This window comes from Salinibacterium sp. NYA9b, from assembly GCF_976973725.1.
This window is the reverse complement of sequence record NZ_OZ333476.1, coordinates 1690421-1709245: the sequence shown is the minus strand read 5'-3', so window position 1 is coordinate 1709245 and position 18825 is coordinate 1690421. Positions and strand designations below refer to the sequence as shown.

The following is an 18825-nucleotide window of genomic DNA, read 5'->3' as shown; positions in this document are numbered from 1 at the left end:
TTTCTGGGGGAAGGTTTCGTATGACCATCACGCGAGGGGCAATTGCGCCCGACTTTGAGCTTCGCAATCAGCACGGACAGACAGTTAGCGGGCAGGAACTGCTTTCACGACGAGCGGTACTCGTCGTTTTCATTCCCCTCGCGTTTTCTCCCGTGTGTACCGACGAGGTAACTCAGCTCAATGAGTGGCACGACGTTGCCGCCAGCGCCGGGGTCGAAATCGTCGTGATTTCTGCTGATTCGACGGCCACTTTGCGGGCATGGTCAGAGGCTGACGGCATCCGTCTCTCGTTGCTTTCTGACTTTTGGCCTCACGGAGCGACTGCGCAAGCCTTCGGCGTATTTCTTCACGACAAAGGTTTTGCGAGCCGCACCAGTTTCCTCATCGATAAAGCCGGAATCGTGCGGGATGTTATTAGTTCCGAGCTCGGCGAACCCCGCCTATTTGCTGACTACGAACGGGCAATCGAACAGCTTTCGTCCGACCGGTAGTGACGGTTTTATGGTGGGTGCGCAACCGGCACCAAAATCCCGTGTAACATTATCGAGCGCTGCTTCGCATTGCGTCGCTGCGGGCCTTTAGCTCAGCTGGTAGAGCGCCACGTTTACACCGTGGATGTCATCGGTTCGATCCCGGTAGGGCCCACCGCAACAGAAAACCCCCGTCATTGACGGGGGTTTTCTTCGTTTCCTGCGCACATTCGGCGCTATGCTCCCTGCACGACCCGCGGCAGTCCGGTCGATGCGGTCCCAACCTGACGAGGTGGAGCTCCATGTCGAATGACGTCTCAGATTCTGTGCTCGAGCGCGCGCACGACCATTCCCAGCGCTATCTTCAGAGCCTGGCTGCTCGCCATGTCGGTGCGCGCGCGGGGCGCGACGAGATGATGGCGGCGCTGCACGAACCACTGTCGACGCTCGGGCACGACGACCATGCCGTGATCGATCTCCTCGCTGACCAAGCGGAAACAGGGATGACCGACTGCGGCGCTCCGCGGTATTTCGGTTTCGTCATCGGCGGCGCCCACCCTGTTGCTCTTGCCGCCGATTGGCTGGTGTCAACGTGGGACCAGAATGCGGGCATCCACGCGATATCTCCTTTTGCTGCTGCCGTCGAGGAGGTCGCCGCTGAGTGGCTGCTTGACCTGTTCGGTTTGCCTGATGACGCCTCGGTCGGCTTCGTTACAGGCGGACAAATGGCGAACTTCACGTGCCTTGCGGCGGCCCGTCACAACGTGTTGAGGCAAGCCGGTTGGGATGTCGAACTCGACGGACTCGCGGGTGCGCCGCGAGTAACTGTCGTGGTCAGCGCCGCGGCTCACGTGACGATCGATGTGGCATTGCGGTACCTCGGATTTGGCACGCGTTCGCTCGTGACCGTCGACGCCGATGATCAAGGCCGGATGCGCGCAGACAGCCTGCGCGACGCGCTCGCCACCGTGCGTGGCCCCGTGATCATTTGTGCTCAAGCCGGAAACGTCAATAGCGGTGCGTGCGATCCTCTGCGCGAGATCGCCGAGATTGCCAACGAGGCGGATGCGTGGCTCCACGTCGATGGGGCATTCGGTCTCTGGGCCCGGGCCAGCGCTGAGCTAGCGCCCCTCGTCGACGGCATTGAGAACGCAGATTCATGGTCCACCGACGCCCATAAGTGGTTGAACGTTCCCTACGACAGTGGCGTCGCGATTGTGAAGCACGCGGCCGACCACCGTGCGGCGATGAGCGCATCAGCGGCCTATCTCATCCAGACCTCAGGGGCTGAGCGCGACGCAATCGATTGGGTTCCAGAACTCTCACGGCGGGCCAGAGCGATACCGATTTATGCCACATTGCGCACGCTGGGCCGCAAGGGCGTCGACGACCTGATCGCGCGTAGCTGCAGGCGTGCTCGCCACATGGCGTCGACTCTCCAACGTGAAGACGGTGTTGACGTGCTCAACGACGTTGTCCTCAACCAAGCGCTCGTGCGGTTTGCCGATTCTGACGACGTCACTCGTGCGGTCGTTGCTGGCGTGCAAGCGGAAGGCACCTGCTGGGTCAGCGGCACAACGTGGAACGGGCACGCGGCAATGCGAGTCTCGGTCACCAATTGGGCGACGACCGAACGAGATATTGATCTCAGCGCGGCCGCAATTCTTGAGGTCTACAGTGCCGAGCGAAGTCGCGGCATCCAATGATCTAGTAGCGCCGGTGAGCGCGCTCTGGATCGAACGGGCCGGTGAGCGTGCAGGCGCTTTGTTCACTCTCGTGGATCGGTCTATCCCTCATATTTGTTGCACTATCTGTTCTGAGTACGGCTCGGCATACCCGCAAAACATTGGTATCGCCTTAGGATTTGTGCATGGCATTCCACGACGACGTTGACGACGCGAACGATGCGAACGACAAAACGTCTTCAGAGCATGAGTTCGAACTACCCTTTCCGAAGCCCGCAACCGGCACATCTCCCGGTGCGGACTCGGCGAATGACACGACCCCTGACGGTCTTGTCGACCTGAGCGAAGCATCCACTGACGGCATTTTCAATCTGGATGCTGCGCTCAATGCAGACACGTCTGTGCCGGTTGCGCCGCCCGCAGACTCTGTCGCACCGCCGGCGCCGCCCGTTGGCGCCTCAGGATTTGCGCCCATCGACCTCAACGAAGAGTTCCAGCGCTCTGACGTCGCAGATGCGCTCGACCAGGGAATGCCTCCTTGGGCCATGGCGCCCGCTCCTGATCCCACACAGGCTGTTTCGCAGCTCGATGCTCCGAGTGATGCAGATTCCGAGCACGCCGCCGGACCGTCGGCAGCCGATGACGACGACGACGACCCCTACCAAATTCCTGCTGATTACACGACGCCAGATTTCTTCGCGTCCCGTATTTCTCGCCGACGCACTCCAGAAGAAATGGAAGCCCACGCTGCGGCAGTAGACGCTGAAAGCGACGCATTGGCTACTGCTCTTGCCGCTGGCGAGGCGGCAGCTGCCGGTGAGAGCGCAACTGCTCCGACTGAGCCTGCGCCGGTCGAATCCGCAGCCGCTCAGTCCGCACCGGATGATTCCGCGGCAACCGAATCTGCCCCCGTTGAATCTGCGCCGCTCGATGCTGCGCCAGTCGCACCTGAGCCGCTCGCGTCAGAATCGGTCGAGCCGGCCCCTGTTGCTGCTGACGCCATTGCGCCTGCCGCGGACGAGTTCGACGAAGATCTTGGTGCGTTCGATCTTGGCGCTACCGAGGGCGCAGATGACTCCGAAGAGTTCAGCTTCGAATCGCTCTTTGCAACGCAGGAACCAGAAGCAGCCGCGCCTCACGCGCCCGCTGAAGACGCACCGTCCGGTGACACACACTGGGCAGAGGTTTCCCCTGTCGCGGGTGACAGCTCCGATCCAATTTCAGCCGAATCGGATGCACCCGCTAACCACATCTGGAAGCTCGGGCCGCTTGAGCCCAACGTTCAGGGCTCCACTCCCGCACCGGCTCCTGTAGAGGAACAGGCTGCGGCAGAGGCGCCTCTTCCTGTGGAAGAAGTCATCGACGGTGCCCCCATGTGGAACCTCGACGGCAAGGATGCACCGGCCGTTGTCGAGGCACCGAGCCTGAATAGCGACGGGTTCCTTTCGCTCGATGAGGTTCTCACTCCTGACTCCGACGTTTCGGATATTGCGAGCGACGCTACTGTGCCCACAGCGGAAGAGGTCGCGCCGCAGGAAGACGCGACCGACTCAACTCTTGCCGATGCCGATGCCGATGCCGATGCCGACGCCGACGCGAGCACAGCTGCTGACGACGACGCTGAATCAAGCGAGTTCGCTAGCGCCCCGTCCGTAGCGAGCGTTTCGGCCTTCGACCTGGATGCTGCGTTCCGCGAAGCCGCTGATCCTGAGCCCTCTGCTGAGAACTCCGCGAGTGAATACCTTGCACCGCCCACGCCTGAGTCCGTGATCGAGCCTGAGTATGTCGCGGCACCAGCAGATCCGGCAGATTCAGTGGCCGCAGACGAACCAGCGTCGACGACGGAGCCCGAGCCGATCGAGGCCTTCGAAGAGGCGACCGAAGCGGTTGCCGAAGAGCCTCTCGACGTGTTCTTCCGCGCGCCGGCCGCAGAGACTGCTCTCGAAGAACCAGAGGAATTTGGCGCGGTTGAGTCCGCAGTCGCCGAAGCTGACGACACTGTGGAATCCAACGACGCTGCCGAACCCAGCGAAGTCTCCGAACCTAGCGAAGTCGCAGAACCTAGCGAAGTCGCAGAAGTCACTGACGCGGCCGAAGTAGATTCACCCTTCACGCGCCGTCAGTCGTTCATCGCACCGGCTGATGAGGAGCCGGCAGCGATTGCTGCAGACGCCGTCGAAACTTTCGACAGTGTGGCGCCCACGACTGAATCAACAGCTGCCATCGCAGAAGTTCCCGAGGTCGTTGAGCCCGTAAATCTCGCTACTGACGCTGTCGAATCGGCGTTCGTTTCAGAACCGGAAACAGAAGCGGAACTAGAAGCCGAAGCAGAAACCGAAGCAGCGTCTGAGGCAACGAGTGCTCCTGAGACTGAGATTGCTTTTGAGGCTGTGACGCTTCCTGAGGCCCCGAGCGCCCCGGAGGCAGCTGACGTTGTCGCTCCCGCGTTTGAACTCCCGGCCGAGCCCTTCGTCGAGTCTGCGGAACCTGCCGATCCTGCCGAACCTGCCGAACCCGTCCAGCCGAGCCCAGTTCAGGCCGCGCCGTTCGTTTCGAGTTTTGCCCCGGAAGCATCCTTCGTCCCGGTCGCGGAACCAACTCCCGCAGCAGAAGAAATTCCAGCAGCCCCAAACACTCCCGTTGCGGACGAGTCGGCGACTGCGGAAGCACCGGCAGCGAGCGAAGAACAGCCTGCTAGTGCAGAAACTGCGACAGATGACGACGTCCCGACGCCTCCCACCCGCCGTTCGATGGCGGATGAAGACATTCTGAACTGGGCAGACAGCCCCGAAAACCAGTCAACGGGAACGCTGAGCGTCATTGAGGTTCTCGAAGCTCAGTTGCGATTGCGCGAAGAAGAAGCCCGTGAGTACCGCGAATGGGAAACTACATTCCGGTCCCGAGGTGGCCCCGTCGCCGATCAGGTCATCGAGCAAGTTCGGTCCGAATTCTCGGATGTCGTCGACCACGATGAAGTGCCCTCTGCGGCTGCGGAGACTCACACGCCAGTCGAGCCCCAGGCAGAGACCGCGCACGTCGACATTGATCAGGCTGCTTCTCACTCCGCTGGAACAGCCAGCGAATCAGCGGATGCGCCTCCCGCAGTGCCGGAAGAATCGTCCGCCACAGTTGCACCCGCGCCAGCACCTGCTGCGGCCCAATTGCCGTCGTGGGACGTTCCGCCGCCCAGCGAGTCCTGGTCGCCTCCCGCGGACTTCGAAGACGAGATCCCCTTTGCTGCTCACGCAGATCCGGCCGGGTCGATCACACTTCCTGTTCTACGCGACGACTCTGAGCAGCCGTCTGTTGAGCAGCCGTCTGTTGAGCAGCCGTCTGTTGAGCAGCCTGCTGCTCCGGCAGCGGCTACCGAGCCCATTGCCGACCCCGCAGCTTCTTCGTTCGATGCCGACTCCGGCTTTCTTTCCTTGGGCGATGCTCCGGAAGCTCCCGCGGCCGAAGCGGAAGCTGCCGAAACGCCTGATGCTGCCATCGTTCCTGAAGCACCGGTAGTTCCTGAAGCACCAGTAGTTCCCGAATCGTTCGCTGCACCCGAGTTGCCTTTCGCCACACTGCCAGCAGCTGTGCCCGAGGCGCCCGAAGTGGCTGACGAGACCGCAGCTCCGGCCCCATCTGACGTTCAGGCTGCTCCTGAATTCCCCGCCGACGAGGATGGCGACTACGACGAGGTCGAATTCGCTCCGCCTGCTCTCGTGGAGCCGGACGTCGCGCCGAGCATTCCGCGCGCGAACCTCGACGAGCATGTCTCGTTCGGTGATTTCGGATTTGCTCCGCCGCCCGCAGACGGCGCATCGGACGAGGTTAACACTGAGGCCACCTCCGCTGAATTCGCTGTCGACTCCGCCGCGGATGACAACGACGAACCCTTCGCGTTCGATCTCCAAGCGGACCTGCCGAGCACCGCAGCATCGACGCCTGCTGAGGCGCCGATTGAAACCGAGCAGGACTCCGCAGAAACGACTGCTGTGGCCTCCGAGCCGGTTTCGGAATCTGCTCCCGACGATTCTGCAGCAGCGACCGCCACAACGGAGGGCGCTGCAGCTTTCAGCTTCGCCTCGACCGAGACTCCGAAGTACGTCGCATCGGAGCCGATCAGCTTTGATGACCTGCTGAAGACCGATGACATCGTGGATGCTGACGTCGATTCCGACGCCGATGAAGCGGATGTTGATCCATTGCAGGCGCTCCTCGCGAACGCCGCACCGCCTCTCCATGGTGACCCGCTCTCTGAAGTTCAAACTGGCTCGATGCCCATTGCCCAAGCCGCATTTGAAGCGGACGAGTCGGAAACGGATGACGCTGTTGACGACAGCGACCGCCTTTCGTACCCGACAGAGCTGTCCACCGCCGCATTCAGCGCCGGTGTGAGCGCTGCGCCAATCGACAGCGCTGCGCCAATCGACAGCGCTGCGCCAATCGACAACGCTGGCGCCGAGAACGTTCGCGCTGATAACGCCGATGACGAAATTCCCTTTGCCGCTGGGGCGGCAGGTGCTGCGCTTCTTGGTGGCGCTGCCGTTGCTGGTGCTTCGCTTGCGTCGCAGCCGGCACCAACGGGCGCTCCGGCACCTCTCGCTGCACCGCCAATCACTGAATCAGGCGCGGCTGCGCCAGCGCCGATCGATTCAATGCCTCAGCCAGTTGCTCATTCAACATCAGTTGTTGCTCAGCAGCCGCTCGGTCTTGATGAGGTCGCTCCTACTGCGCAGCGCGTCTTCAGCCTTGAGGAGAGTGGCCTGGAGCCGACTCCGGTTGATCGCCGCATCGGTCACGCCGCACGTCTCTTCTGGCTGTGGTTTGCTGCCAACTCGTCCATCGTGAGCCTCGGTCTCGGTGCAGCGGTATTCGCTGTGGGGATGAGCCTTCGCCAGTCGATCGTCGCTATCCTCGCGGGTGTCGCGCTGTCCTTCATTCCCTTGGGCCTCACAACTCTTGCGGGCAAGCGCAGCGGCCAGCCAACCATGGTTGTCTCGCGGTCGACGTTCGGGCTCCTCGGCAATATCGCTCCGTCGGCGGTTGCCTTAGTCGCACGACTCTTCTGGGGCGCTGTGCTCTTGTGGGTCTTGGCTTCTTCGGTCGCCATTGTGCTGATCGGCTCCGACCTCAACGGTGGTCTTGGCGACCGACAGTTGCTTCTCATCGCATTGGCACTGTCGTTCCTGATCGCGCTGGTAATCGCTTTCGCCGGTTACCCGCTGTTTGCGCGCATCCAATTGATTCTGAGCATCATCTCGGGTGTGCTGATTGTGGGCCTCATCGGCTTCACGGCGCAGTACATCGACGTTTCGCAGGCGCTCACCACTCCCGACGGTTCGTGGCTGCTGACAGTCACCGGCGCCGTCTTGGTGTTCAGCTTCCTTGGTTTGGTGTGGGCCTATAGCGGTGCAGATATTGCCCGTTACCAGCGCCCGTCCTCGAGCGGTCCAGCGTCGATGTTGTCTGCCACCTTTGGTGCAGCACTTCCCGCCTTCGTTCTCATCGCCTACGGTGCGCTTCTTGCGGCTTCTGACCCCGCAATTGCTCGCGGTTTCCTCGCTTCGCCACTCGACACCCTGCTGCTCTTGCTGCCGAGCTGGTACCCGATTCCGTTGCTGCTTGCTGCTGCACTGAGCTTGCTCTCGGGCATCACTCTGAGCCTCTACTCCGGTGGTTTCGCGCTCCAGGCAATTGGGGTGCGGGTGCCGCGTCAGTGGTCAATCGTCATCGTTGCGGTCGTGCTCGGTGCTCTCGGTATCCTCTTCGCCTTCGGCATCGATGGTGGAATCAACGAACTGTTCCGGGATGTCGCAACCACGCTTGCGGTCCCCACCGCTGCGTGGGCGGGCATCTTTGCTTCGGAGACCATGATTCGCACTCGCAAGCTCGACAGCGCTGGGCTGCTTGCTCGCGGTGGAGTGTATGCCGATGTCCGTTGGGTCAACCTCGGTGCCTACATCGTGATCTCGGTGATCGGCTTCGCTCTCACGAGCGCGACGATCAGCTGGCTTTCGTGGCAGGGGTACGGCTTTACGGCACTCGGCGTTGATCTGAGTTCTGACCTCGCCGGCACCGACCTTGGTGTGCTCGTCGCGCTTGGCCTCGGAATCCTGACGCCCCTGGTGGCAGGTATTCCAGCGATTCGTCGTCAAGAGGCCGAGCAGCCTGAGCGCGCACCGCGTCCCGCCTAGACTGATCGCGTGTCTACTACTGTCGCTCATGTCCTTGCCGCGGCCGAACGGCTCTGGCCTGCATCCGGTGCCGAGTCGTGGGATGCGGTGGGGTTAGTCGCGGGAGACCTCGACGCCCCGGTGTCTACGATCTCTTTCGCGGTCGACGCGGTCATCGACACCGTCGACGAGGCTATTGCTGGTGGTGCGGACATGCTCATTACGCACCATCCGCTGCTCCTGCGCGGAGTCACATCCATAGCCAGCGACCGCTACAAAGGCGCGGTGCTGACCAAGCTTGTGCGTGCTGAGTGCGCTCTGTTGGCCGCACATACGAACGCGGATGTCGTAGAAACCGGAACGTCAGGTCGCTTCGCCTCCAAGCTGGGCTTGTCGTCGATCGCCCCCATCGTCGCCGGTCAGACTCCCGATCGCGGCATTGGCCGCACGGGGCAACTGCCGGAGCCGATGACCCTCGGTCGTCTTGCTCGCCTGATCGCGGAGATTCTCCCGCCCACGGCTACCGGCGTTCGTGTTGCTGGTGATTTTGAGCAACTCGTTCAATCGGTGGCGTTGTGTGGGGGAGCGGGTGACGCATACTTGAACGAGCCTGCCGTGTTGGCGTCGGATGTCTACATCACGAGTGATCTGCGGCATCATCCGGCTTCTGAAGCTCGTGAGAATGCTCGGCTCCTGAATGGCCCAGCGTTGATCGATGTCTCGCATTGGGCGAGTGAATGGTTGTGGCTCGACGCTGCAGCCGAAGAGTTGCGGGCATTGCTGCCAGACGTAACGATTACGGTGAGCGAATTGCGCACCGATCCTTGGGATTTTGCGGTTGTGCAGTAAGCACACCGGTATACAGAGAGAAACATGACTATGGCATTGACCGCTAGCCCCGCTGATCAGGCGCTGCTCCTCGACCTGCAGGCCTTTGACACGAAGATTGCCCAGTTGGAGCACCGTGCAAAGAAGCTTCCTGAGCACGAGAAACTTACCGAACTGAAGCAGCACCGCGACAAGCTTCAGTTGACGATGTTAGAAGAGCGTGGCATCAAAGAAGACATCGAGCTCGAAATGAGCCGCGTTGAGTCGGATGTCACGGTGGTTGAGGCTCGCATCGCCCGTGATACTTCGCGCCTTGATGCGAGTTCGTCGGCCAAAGATGTTGCTGCGCTTGAGCAGGAGCTCGCCGCGCTGCGCACCCGTTTGAGCAACCTAGAAGACATTGAGCTTGCCGTCATGGAGAAGCTTGAAGCCCAGCAGAAGGTTGTAGACAATCTGACTGAGCAGGCGGACAACCTCCGTACCCAGGCCGCCGAGCTCGAAGCCAGCCGCGATGAAGCCCTCGTCGTCATCGAGGCGGAGTTGGGCACGACCCGTACCGGTCGCTCTGCTTTGCAGGCTACGATCCCGGACGATCTTTTGGCGCTCTACGAACGTCAGCGCGAACGTTACGGTGTTGGCGCTTCGCTGTTGCGCGGGGGAGTTTCGCTGGCATCCGGCGTGAAGCTCCTCGAGAACGAAATGCAAGAGATTCGGGCCGCAGCACCTGACACCGTGATCATGTGTGCCAGCAGTGAAGGCATTCTTGTTCGCACAAACGAGTCGGGACTCTAACCGCTCGTTGAACGCTAAGCTTGGCAGTTGAATGGGTCGGCAAGACGGTCGCGTTATCCGTTAAGGGTACCGAGGAACGTCCGGGCTCCGCAGAGCAGGATGGTGGGTAACACCCACCCGGGGCAACCCGCGAGAACAGTGCAACAGAAAGCAGACCGCCACAGACTTCGGTCTGGGGTAAGGGTGAAACGGTGGTGTAAGAGACCACCAGCGGCCGGGGTGACTCGGCCGGCTAGGTAAACCTCGTCCGGAGCAAGATCAGACAGAAGACGCTAAGGCTGCTCGCCGAGTCTTCGGGTAGATCGCTAGAGGTGTGCGGCAACGTACATCGTAGATAGATGACCGTCCAGCACGAGATTTCGGTCTCGTGTGAACAGAACCCGGCGTACTAGCCGGCCCATTCCTCAGTCTGAATGTGAGCGTCAGGCTCAGCCAGACTCGCCCGTGCGGTCGCCGAGTGCCTCTAGACGACGCCCGAAGTGCCCAAAAGCGTACCGATGAGGAACGTGGTGGCGAGGGCGAGCGCTCCACCGATCACAATCCGCAGCGTTGGTCGCACCCAGCTGTTGCCGCCAACACGCGCCGACAGCGCCCCGGTGATCACCAGTGCTGTCAAGACGGCGATGAAGGTCGCTAGGACCCGGATGGGTTCTGGTGCCAGCAGGATGGCGGCGAGCGGCAGCACTCCACCGATCGTGAACGCGAGCGCAGAGGCCCCGGCTGCTTGCCAGGGGCTCACGACGGCGTGTTCGGTAATGCCTAGCTCCGCTTCGAGGTGGGCCGCTAGAACGTCGTGTTCGGTGAGCTCCTCTGCCACGCGTTGCGCTGTTTCTGCGCTGATTCCTTTAGCGCGGTAGATGGCCGCGAGCTCGGCGAGTTCCTCCTCCGGCATCTCGGCGAGTTCTCGTCGCTCTTTCTCGATGAGTGCCCGCTGGCTATCGCTCTGGCTGCTCACGGAAACATATTCTCCCAAGGCCATCGAGATGGCGCCACCGACGAGGCCGGCGACTCCCGCGGTGATCAGGGGAGCGATGGCGGATGTCGCACCAGCGACGCCGACAACGATTGCAGCAACAGAGACAATGCCATCGTTCGCGCCAAGAACTCCAGCGCGGAGCCAGTTCAGGCGCCCAGCGATGTCGCCGGAATGGGGTTCATTGGTGTGAAAGCTCATGGCTATTCCTTTACGGCGAGGGCGGCAGCACCGAGAATGCCAGCGTTGTTGCGAAGTTTGGCGGGCACGATCGGCGTCTTCAGCTTCAGCAGTGGGAGAAACTTTTCGTGGCTTTTTGACACGCCGCCACCGACCAAGAAGAGGTCGGGGGAGAAGAGCAGTTCGAGGTGGGTGTAGTAGCGCTGGAGACGCTTTGCCCACGCTTTCCAACTGAGGCGGCGCCGTTCCTTCGCGGAGAATGACGCGCCTTTTTCGGCATCCTGGCGCCCGATGGTGAGATGACCCAGCTCTGAATTCGGAACGAGGGTTCCGTTATAGATCAGCGCACTGCCGATTCCGGTGCCGAGCGTTGTGAGCAAAATCAGACCGGGTACGCCTTGAGCCGCGCCGTAGCGCACTTCGGCAACGCCAGCGGCATCCGCATCATTGACAAAGTGGATGTCGCGGCCGAGGGCCTTCTCGAATAGCGCTTCGGCCTCGAGACCGATCCACTCTTTGGAGATGTTTGCGGCAGACATCGTCTTGCCGTTGCGCACGATTGCGGGGAAACATACGCCAACCGGCATCGACTCGGGAATTCCGCCGAGTTTTTCGATGAGCTCAACGACGACCGCGACGATCGCATCAGGTTTGCCCGATTTGGGCGTCGCGATCTTCATCCGGTCGCTCACCAGCTTGCCGGTGTCGGTGTCGACAATGGCCCCCTTGATTCCGGTGCCACCGATGTCGATTCCTAGAGCCTGAGTCATGCTGTCCTCTTTCGCGTGGTTAGGGGAGCGTCAGATTATTACGGGAGAGTCAAAATTTCGGTGCCACGTTCGGTGACGACCATGGTGTGCTCGAATTGTGCGGTCAAGCTCTTGTCGCGAGTGGTGACGGTCCAGTCATCGGCCCACAAATCCCAATCGTTGGTTCCGAGGGTCAGCATGGGTTCGATGGTGAAGACCATTCCCACCTCGATGACGTCGTCGAACTGCGGTGCAGAGTCGTAGTGAGGGATGATGAGGCCGGTGTGAAAAGCGCGGCCAACGCCGTGTCCGGTGAAGTCGCGAACCACGCCGTAGCCGAAGCGCTTTGCGTAGGACTCAATCGCCCGGCCGATCACGTTGACCTGACGCCCAGGGGCTACGGCCTTGATTCCCCGGTTAAGCGCTTCTTGCGTGCGTTCAACGAGATTGCGAGCGTCGTCAGAAACGTCGCCGACGAGGAAAGTCTTATTGAGGTCACCGTGCATGCCATCTTTGTAGGCGGTGATGTCGATGTTGATGATGTCGCCATCTTTGAGCACCGTGTCATCCGGAATGCCGTGACAAATAACCTCATTGATGCTCGTGCAACACGACTTCGGGAAGCCACGGTAGCCCAGCGTTGACGGGTAGGCACCGCGGGACACCATGTACTCGTGCGCGATCTGATCGAGGTGTGCGGTAGTGACTCCGGGGGCAACCGCCGCACCAACTGCTTCGACGGCGCCGGCGGCAATGGTGCCTGCGGCACGGATGCGGTCTACTTCTTCAGCCGTGTAAACATCTGAACCGGTGAAGGTGCGCGGCGCCTTCTTGCCCACGTATTCGGGGCGGGTAATAGCCGAGGGGACGGCAAGTTGGGGTGGGATTACTCCCGGAACGAGGTGACCAGAATTATTCCGAGGCATTTCAGCAGTCTAACCGCGTAGCCTTGCTCTCGACGAAGGGACGAACCGCATGGAGCAATGGTGGTACAACCACAAGACCGGCGAAGTCGAAGAAGGACCGCAGTCGCTAGCCGTAGATCGTGATGGCCCATTCGATACTCGGGCTCAAGCCGAACACGCCCCGCAAATCATCGCGGAGCGCGCACGCAAGTGGGCAAGCGAAGATTCTGAAGACTAGACGCTCGGAGCACTCACGGGCCGTTCCCGGCCGAGGAGACTCCTAGTAGGAGTGCTCCTCTGTCGGGTACGTACCCGCGGCCACATCGGCGCGGTACTCGTCGACAGCGCCCGCGAGCGTTGCGCGCAAATCGGCGTACTGCTTAACGAACTTCGGGATGCGTCCCTTGGTGAGGCCCGCCCAATCAGTCCAGACCAGAAGCTGCCCATCAACGTGAGGGCCGGCACCGACACCGATTGTCGGAATCGACAGTGCTTCGGTGATCTTGGCTGCGGCATCCGCGGGAACCATCTCGAGCACGACGGCAAACGCGCCAGCCTCTTGAACGGCGAGAGCGTCGGCGAGCAATTGCTCAAACCCTTCTCCGCGACCCTGGATGACGTGGCCGCCGAGACCGTGCTCGCTCTGAGGAGTGAACCCGATGTGAGCCATCAACGGGATGCCGGCATCCACGATGCGTCGGATCTGTTCGGCGCTGCGCACACCGCCTTCAAGCTTCACGGCGTGTGCCCCGGTCTCTTTCATGAAGCGGAACGCAGTATGAAGCGCCTCCTCGGAACCTGTTTCGTAGGATCCGAAAGGCATATCCGCCACGACAAAAGCGCGCGTAACAGCGCCGGCGACGGCGCGCGTCAGGGGGATCAGGTCATCGATGCTTACCGGCAGAGTGGTGTCGTAGCCATAGACATTGTTGCCAGCGGAGTCGCCGACCAGCAGGAAGTCGATGCCGGATTCGTCGAAGATTCCAGCAGTCAGCTGGTCGTAACTGGTGAGCCCAACGATCTTAATTCCGTTCTCTTTCGCCGTCTGAAAATGGCGAGTGCGAACTCGTTTGAGCTTGGCTTGGGCTTCAGCGGCGGCAGAGTCAGTCATAGCCGCCAGTCTAACGACACCGGCGCAGGGTTCAATTGGGCTACCACGGCGGCGAGTGCGCTGCAGAGATGCCCTAGAGCAAGTACCCTTAGAGCGGCAGAATCGATGTCGCAATCTCGCGGCAAAGCACGGATCGAGGGACTATATGTCAATGGACAAGCAGCGCGATTTCGTTCTTCGCACAATTGAAGAACGTGGCATCAAATTCGTTCGACTCTGGTTCACGGATGTTGTGGGAACGCTCAAGAGCGTTGCTGTTGCGCCCGCCGAGATCGAGGGTGCATTCGCTGAGGGTCTTGGCTTCGACGGTTCTGCCATTGAAGGGTTCACGCGCGCCTATGAAGCAGACATGCTCGCGCATCCCGATCCCACCACTTTTCAGATTTTGCCGTGGCGCGGAGAGATCGACCCCACCGCACGCATGTTCTGCGACATCACGACGCCTGATGGCCAGCCCGCAGCATCTGACCCTCGTAACGTGCTCAAGCGCACGCTCGAGAAGGCAGCTGAGCGTGGCTTCACGTTCTACACGCATCCCGAAATCGAGTTCTACCTTCTCAAGTCGAGCAAGCTCAAGAATGGCAGCCCGCAGCCGGTAGATTCCGCTGGTTTCTTTGACAACGTTCCTGGCGGCACGGCACACGACTTCCGTCGCCGTTCGGTGCGGATGCTCGAAGACCTCGGCATCTCGGTAGAGTTCAGCCACCACGAGTCCGGCCCCGGCCAAAACGAGATCGACCTTCGTTACGCCGACGCACTCACCACTGCAGACAACATCATGACGTTCCGCACTGTCATCAAAGAAGTTGCCATTGAGCAGGGCGTGTACGCCACGTTCATGCCGAAGCCGATGTCTGGCCAGCCGGGCTCGGGAATGCACACCCACATGTCGCTCTTCGAGGGCGACCAGAATGCGTTCTACGACGCCAGCGGGCACTACCAGCTGTCGAAGGTTGGCCGCCAGTTCATGGCCGGCATTCTCAAGCACGCTCCGGAGATCACTGCTGTCACTAACCAGTTCGTCAACTCCTACAAGCGCTTGTGGGGCGGAGACGAAGCTCCGAGCTTCGTCACGTGGGGGCACAACAATCGTTCGGCTCTCGTACGAGTTCCGCTGTACAAGCCCGGCAAGGGCCAGAGCGCGCGCATTGAATACCGTGCTCTCGACTCGGCAGCAAACCCCTACTTGGCTTACTCGCTGTTGCTCGCCGCTGGGCTTAAGGGCATCGAAGAGGGCTATGAGCTTCCGCTCGAAGCCGAGGATGCCGTTGGCGACCTGTCCGAGCACGAACGCCGTGCCTTGGGTTACGAACAGCTTCCGTCGAACCTGAACCATGCGCTGAGCATTATGGAAAACTCCGAGCTCGTCGCAGAGACGCTCGGGGAGCAGGTGTTCAACTTCGTGCTGCTCAACAAGCGTCGCGAATGGAAGGCGTACCGCGCTCAGGTCACTCCCTACGAATTGGAGAGCAGCCTAGAGATCCTCTAGACCCTCCGTCACCATGTCGTCGCCGCCATACACTCTGACCGAACTCGCCAAGCTGGGTTTCTTGGAACTCAGCGAGGCCCGAGAGCGTCTTGTGGCGCTCGACCGCCCCGAAGTGCCCGCAGCGTTATTCGCGCGCGCAGCAGACCCCGATCAGGCTCTTCGGCTGCTCGTGGAACTCTCCGAGGGCTCACCGCAGCAACTCACGCCAGTGCTGGCCAATGACGAGGCCGCAGTGCGACTGGTTCGAGTCCTTGGCGCGTCTTCGGGGCTTGGCGACTTCTTTGTGCGGCATCCGCAAGAACTCGACGCGATGTGTTCGCCCATTGCGCAGCCTTACTCGCCCGAGGAATACGTTGAGCTCCTCACCGAAGTCACCAACGACCTCGAGGGCGAAGACGCGTGGGTTGCGTTGCGGGTGCGCTATCGGCGAGAGCTCGCGAAGCTGACCGCCTGGGATCTCGCGCAGGAAGACCCTCTTGCTGCTGTTGACCGTGTGGCAATGGCCTTGGCCGATTTAGCCGGTGCCGCGCTGGAAGCCTCACTGTCTGTGGCACGCCGATCGGTGAACTTTCCAGAAGCTGACATCGCCGCTACCCGGATTGCCATCATTGGCATGGGCAAGGCCGGCGCCCGTGAACTGAACTACGTGTCGGATGTCGACGTCATTTTCGTCACTGAACCCGACGGTATTAGCGCCGACCGTGCGGTCACGATCGCTACCCCTTTGGCGGTGCAGACGATCCGCGGCATCCAAGACCTCACGGTGGAACCCGCACTGTGGGAGGTCGACACCAACCTTCGCCCTGAGGGCAAAGACGGTGCCCTTGTGCGCACGCTTGAATCGCATCTTGCCTATTACGATCGCTGGGCAGAGAGCTGGGAGTTCCAAGCACTTCTGAAGGCTCGCCCTCTTGCGGGCGACTGGGAGCTCGGCGGTCGCTACATTGAGGGCGTTTCCCCGCTCGTGTGGTCCAGTGCGTCTCGTGAGAATTTCGTGGCGTCAGTGCAGCGGATGCGCGAGCGTGTCACCGAGAACATCCCACCGCAGGAACGCGATGTGCAACTCAAGCTCGGCCCGGGTGGACTTCGCGATATTGAGTTCACGGTTCAGCTGCTGCAGCTCGTTCACGGACAAAGTGACGAAGGGGTGCGTCAAACGTCCAGCCTGCGCGCTCTCATTGCTCTCGCCGAACACGGTTATATCGGCCGCACTGAAGCTGGCGAGTTCGCTCGGGACTACCGCTTTCTCCGGCTGCTGGAACACCGCATCCAGCTGTCGAGACTTCGCCGCACCCACCTCATGCCGCGAGATCAAGATGACCTGCGCGTACTCGCTCGTGCGACGGGCATTGCGACAAGCGCGAAGGATCTCACCGAGCAGTGGCAGCGCACCAAGATTGCCGTGCGCAGACTTCATGAGCGCCTGTTTTATCGCCCGTTGCTCTCGGCCGTGGCCGCTTTGCCCGAAGAAGGCCTCGCGCTCTCGAGCGAGCAGGCCGTCGCTCGACTGGCCGCTATCGGCTTCCTCGACCCCAAAGGCGCACTAGCGCACATTGCGGCGCTCACCGGGGGAGTCTCCCGGCGGGCCACTATCCAGAAGGCTCTGCTGCCCGTGATGTTGCAGTGGTTCTCAGATGGAGCCGATCCTGACTACGGCCTCCTCGCGTTCCGCCGGCTCAGCGAAGCACTCGGTGAGGCGTACTGGTTCCTGCGCATGCTTCGCGATTCTTCTGGGGCTGCAGAGCGGCTCACTCATGTGCTCTCGGCATCCAAATACGTGGGTGGGCTCTTCGAGCGCATCCCCGAAGCTGCAGCGTGGCTGGAGCACGACAAAGAACTCAAGCCGCGCTCTCTTGCGGTGTTGCAAGACGAAGCTCGGGCCATTGTCGCTAGACACAAAGGGCACGAGGATGCCGCGGCCAAGGCGTTGCGCACAGCCCGTCGCCGTGAGATCTTACGCTTGGCCATCGGCTCGATCGTGGGAATGACCACGATTCAAGAGCTGGGCCGCGGGCTCAGCGACGTTACAACGATGATGCTCGAAGGAGCGTTGGCGATTCTCCGGCCAGAACCTGACGGAATCGAGTTCGGGATTATCGCCATGGGGCGTTTTGGGGGAGCCGAAGCAGGTTTCGGTTCCGACACCGATGTCATGTACGTCTACCGGGCAACGGACGGTACTAACGAAGAGGCTGCCAAACGAGCTGACAAGCTCGCCAAGGGGCTCACTCGCATCACTGAGGACGTCAAGCTTCCGCTCGATCTCGACCTCGACCTTCGACCCGAAGGCAAGAATGGGGCCATCGTGCGCTCCCTCGAATCGTATGCGGCCTATTACGCCCGCTGGTCGCTCACCTGGGAAGCTCAGGCGCTCTTGCGCGCCCGTGGCGTTGCCGGCGACGCCGCGCTGCTCACTGATTTCGAAGCACTCGCGAACCGCGTTCGCTACCCCTCCGTGATTTCGCCTCAGGACGTGCGTGAAGTCAAAAGGATTAAGGCTCGCGTGGAGTCTGAACGTCTTCCGCAGGCCGCGGATCCGTCCCGCCACCTCAAACTAGGCCGCGGTTCACTCAGTGACGTCGAATGGTTCGTGCAGCTCTTGCAGCTTCAGCACGGAGCTACGGTCGAAGGTTTGCGCACAACCTCAACGCTCGACGCATTGAATGCGGCGGTCGCCGAGAAGCTCGTCACTGCCTCCGACGCGGCTCGCCTGCGTGAAGCGTGGGTTCTCGCCTCCCGCGCACGTTCGGCTGTCACCCTGTGGACCTCAAAGACCTCGGATGTCTTACCCACGGATCGACTTCAACTCGAGGGTGTTGCCCGCATGCTCGAATATCCACCGGGCTCAGCGAGCAAGCTCGAAGAGGACTATTTGCGCGCCACGCGTCGCGCTCGACGCGTCTTTGAGCGCCGCTTTTATGGCGTCGCTAATGTGCCGAGGTCGTAAGGCTCGAGGCAAAGTCTGGCTGCTTCTGCCATCGGTTCAGGTTGCCCTGAAACCGCTCCGAATGTTACGGGCATGTTAAACCTGTAACCACTTATGGTGCCAACGAGCGTCCCCCGGGAGCCTGAAAATCGTGTACCCCATTGTGGGGCAGCGGGTGGGTGCATCCTTGGCAGCCCCTGCTCCGTGCGCTAGGGGCAGACTACTAGTTCTACCCATAAATGGGGCGTCGAGCTGTGGCCAATAGGGTTCCTGACGTGCACTTTTCCGCCTTCACCCGAACTCGCTTTCGGCTCCGATTGCGCCGGGATTCGAGCGATTCGCGCCCTCCTAGTGGGGTACAAAATTGTGCACAAAATGCGACAGCCTAAGTGCCGACACTCTTCTCGAACTCCTGACCCGGGTGAGACCACCTGGAGGTGTAATACGACGAAATACCCGTATTGCGGTGGGCAAATCCATCGGGCAATAATCAAGCAACTCACCGCTGAGAAGCATCCTCAGCGTCGCGGATGATCACCTTTCCCAATCACAA

12 protein-coding genes, 1 tRNA gene and 1 other RNA gene are annotated in these 18825 nt (G+C 61.1%); 10 read left to right on the top strand and 4 right to left on the bottom strand.

What is annotated here, in order from left to right:
* Positions 1-20 precede the first annotated feature (20 nt).
* The 7 genes from ACWFSR_RS08130 to rnpB all read left to right on the top strand — a co-directional run bounded on the left by ACWFSR_RS08130 (position 21) and on the right by rnpB (position 10343).
* Entirely contained in the window at positions 21-491 is a 471-nt protein-coding gene (locus ACWFSR_RS08130) for a redoxin domain-containing protein (RefSeq protein ID WP_447522151.1), read from the top strand.
* An 81-nt stretch (positions 492-572) separates the two neighbouring features.
* A tRNA-Val gene (locus ACWFSR_RS08125) sits at positions 573-645 on the top strand.
* Between the two features lie 127 nt (positions 646-772).
* Positions 773-2176, top strand: a complete 1404-nt coding sequence (locus tag ACWFSR_RS08120; RefSeq protein ID WP_447522150.1) for a pyridoxal phosphate-dependent decarboxylase family protein — start codon at positions 773-775, stop codon at positions 2174-2176.
* A 164-nt stretch (positions 2177-2340) separates the two neighbouring features.
* On the top strand, positions 2341-8340 hold the full coding sequence (locus ACWFSR_RS08115; protein WP_447522149.1) for a cytosine permease: 6000 nt from the start codon (positions 2341-2343) through the stop codon (positions 8338-8340).
* Positions 8341-8349: 9 nt separating this feature from the next.
* Positions 8350-9168, top strand: a complete 819-nt coding sequence (locus tag ACWFSR_RS08110) for a Nif3-like dinuclear metal center hexameric protein (RefSeq protein WP_197105769.1) — start codon at positions 8350-8352, stop codon at positions 9166-9168.
* Between the two features lie 24 nt (positions 9169-9192).
* Positions 9193-9939 carry a zinc ribbon domain-containing protein gene (locus tag ACWFSR_RS08105; protein ID WP_231599686.1) on the top strand — a complete coding sequence of 249 codons (747 nt, stop codon included), beginning with the start codon at positions 9193-9195 and terminating at the stop codon, positions 9937-9939.
* Positions 9940-9971: 32 nt separating this feature from the next.
* Positions 9972-10343: RNase P RNA component class A (gene rnpB, locus ACWFSR_RS08100), an RNA gene on the top strand.
* Between the two features lie 59 nt (positions 10344-10402).
* Here rnpB and ACWFSR_RS08095 read toward each other — a convergent pair.
* Genes ACWFSR_RS08095 through map form a run of 3 tightly spaced genes read right to left on the bottom strand, consistent with a single transcriptional unit; the run spans position 10403 to position 12767 of the window.
* Positions 10403-11113, bottom strand: coding sequence for a VIT1/CCC1 transporter family protein (locus ACWFSR_RS08095; protein WP_197105768.1), 711 nt, complete (start codon positions 11111-11113; stop codon positions 10403-10405).
* A gap of 2 nt (positions 11114-11115) precedes the next feature.
* Complete coding sequence (gene ppgK / locus ACWFSR_RS08090; RefSeq protein WP_197105767.1) at positions 11116-11862, bottom strand: polyphosphate--glucose phosphotransferase; 747 nt, start codon at positions 11860-11862, stop codon at positions 11116-11118.
* Between the two features lie 38 nt (positions 11863-11900).
* Positions 11901-12767, bottom strand: a complete 867-nt coding sequence (gene map, locus ACWFSR_RS08085) for a type I methionyl aminopeptidase (RefSeq protein WP_447522148.1) — start codon at positions 12765-12767, stop codon at positions 11901-11903.
* A gap of 49 nt (positions 12768-12816) precedes the next feature.
* Between map and ACWFSR_RS08080 the strand changes: the two genes are divergently transcribed.
* Entirely contained in the window at positions 12817-12984 is a 168-nt protein-coding gene (locus tag ACWFSR_RS08080) for a methionine aminopeptidase (RefSeq protein ID WP_197105765.1), read from the top strand.
* Positions 12985-13026: 42 nt separating this feature from the next.
* Here ACWFSR_RS08080 and panB read toward each other — a convergent pair whose 3' ends face one another.
* The gene (gene panB, locus ACWFSR_RS08075; RefSeq protein WP_197109873.1) at positions 13027-13857 is read right to left on the bottom strand and encodes a 3-methyl-2-oxobutanoate hydroxymethyltransferase; all 831 of its coding nucleotides are present in this window, start codon (positions 13855-13857) and stop codon (positions 13027-13029) included.
* Positions 13858-14008: 151 nt separating this feature from the next.
* Here panB and ACWFSR_RS08070 point away from each other — a divergent pair, with 151 nt between their 5' ends.
* Together ACWFSR_RS08070 and ACWFSR_RS08065 are read left to right on the top strand one after the other, a co-directional pair.
* Positions 14009-15346 (top strand): glutamine synthetase family protein, encoded by a 1338-nt coding sequence (locus tag ACWFSR_RS08070; RefSeq protein WP_197105763.1) that lies wholly within the window; start codon positions 14009-14011, stop codon positions 15344-15346.
* A 13-nt stretch (positions 15347-15359) separates the two neighbouring features.
* Positions 15360-18293: a bifunctional [glutamine synthetase] adenylyltransferase/[glutamine synthetase]-adenylyl-L-tyrosine phosphorylase gene (locus ACWFSR_RS08065; RefSeq protein WP_447522147.1), complete on the top strand. Its 2934-nt coding sequence runs from the start codon at positions 15360-15362 to the stop codon at positions 18291-18293.
* Positions 18294-18825: the final 532 nt, after the last annotated feature.

Bases quoted from the DNA above. Each gene is read 5' to 3' on its own strand.
- ACWFSR_RS08130 (WP_447522151.1), top strand. From the start codon at position 21: ATGACCATCACGCGAGGGGCAATTGCGCCCGACTTTGAGCTTCGCAAT.
- ACWFSR_RS08105 (WP_231599686.1), top strand. From the start codon at position 9,193: ATGACTATGGCATTGACCGCTAGCCCCGCTGATCAGGCGCTGCTCCTC.
- panB (WP_197109873.1), bottom strand. From the start codon at position 13,857: ATGACTGACTCTGCCGCCGCTGAAGCCCAAGCCAAGCTCAAACGAGTT.
- ACWFSR_RS08080 (WP_197105765.1), top strand. From the start codon at position 12,817: ATGGAGCAATGGTGGTACAACCACAAGACCGGCGAAGTCGAAGAAGGA.
- ACWFSR_RS08115 (WP_447522149.1), top strand. From the start codon at position 2,341: ATGGCATTCCACGACGACGTTGACGACGCGAACGATGCGAACGACAAA.
- ACWFSR_RS08065 (WP_447522147.1), top strand. From the start codon at position 15,360: ATGTCGTCGCCGCCATACACTCTGACCGAACTCGCCAAGCTGGGTTTC.
- ACWFSR_RS08095 (WP_197105768.1), bottom strand. From the start codon at position 11,113: ATGAGCTTTCACACCAATGAACCCCATTCCGGCGACATCGCTGGGCGC.
- ACWFSR_RS08120 (WP_447522150.1), top strand. From the start codon at position 773: ATGTCGAATGACGTCTCAGATTCTGTGCTCGAGCGCGCGCACGACCAT.
- ACWFSR_RS08070 (WP_197105763.1), top strand. From the start codon at position 14,009: ATGGACAAGCAGCGCGATTTCGTTCTTCGCACAATTGAAGAACGTGGC.
- ppgK (WP_197105767.1), bottom strand. From the start codon at position 11,862: ATGACTCAGGCTCTAGGAATCGACATCGGTGGCACCGGAATCAAGGGG.
- map (WP_447522148.1), bottom strand. From the start codon at position 12,767: ATGCCTCGGAATAATTCTGGTCACCTCGTTCCGGGAGTAATCCCACCC.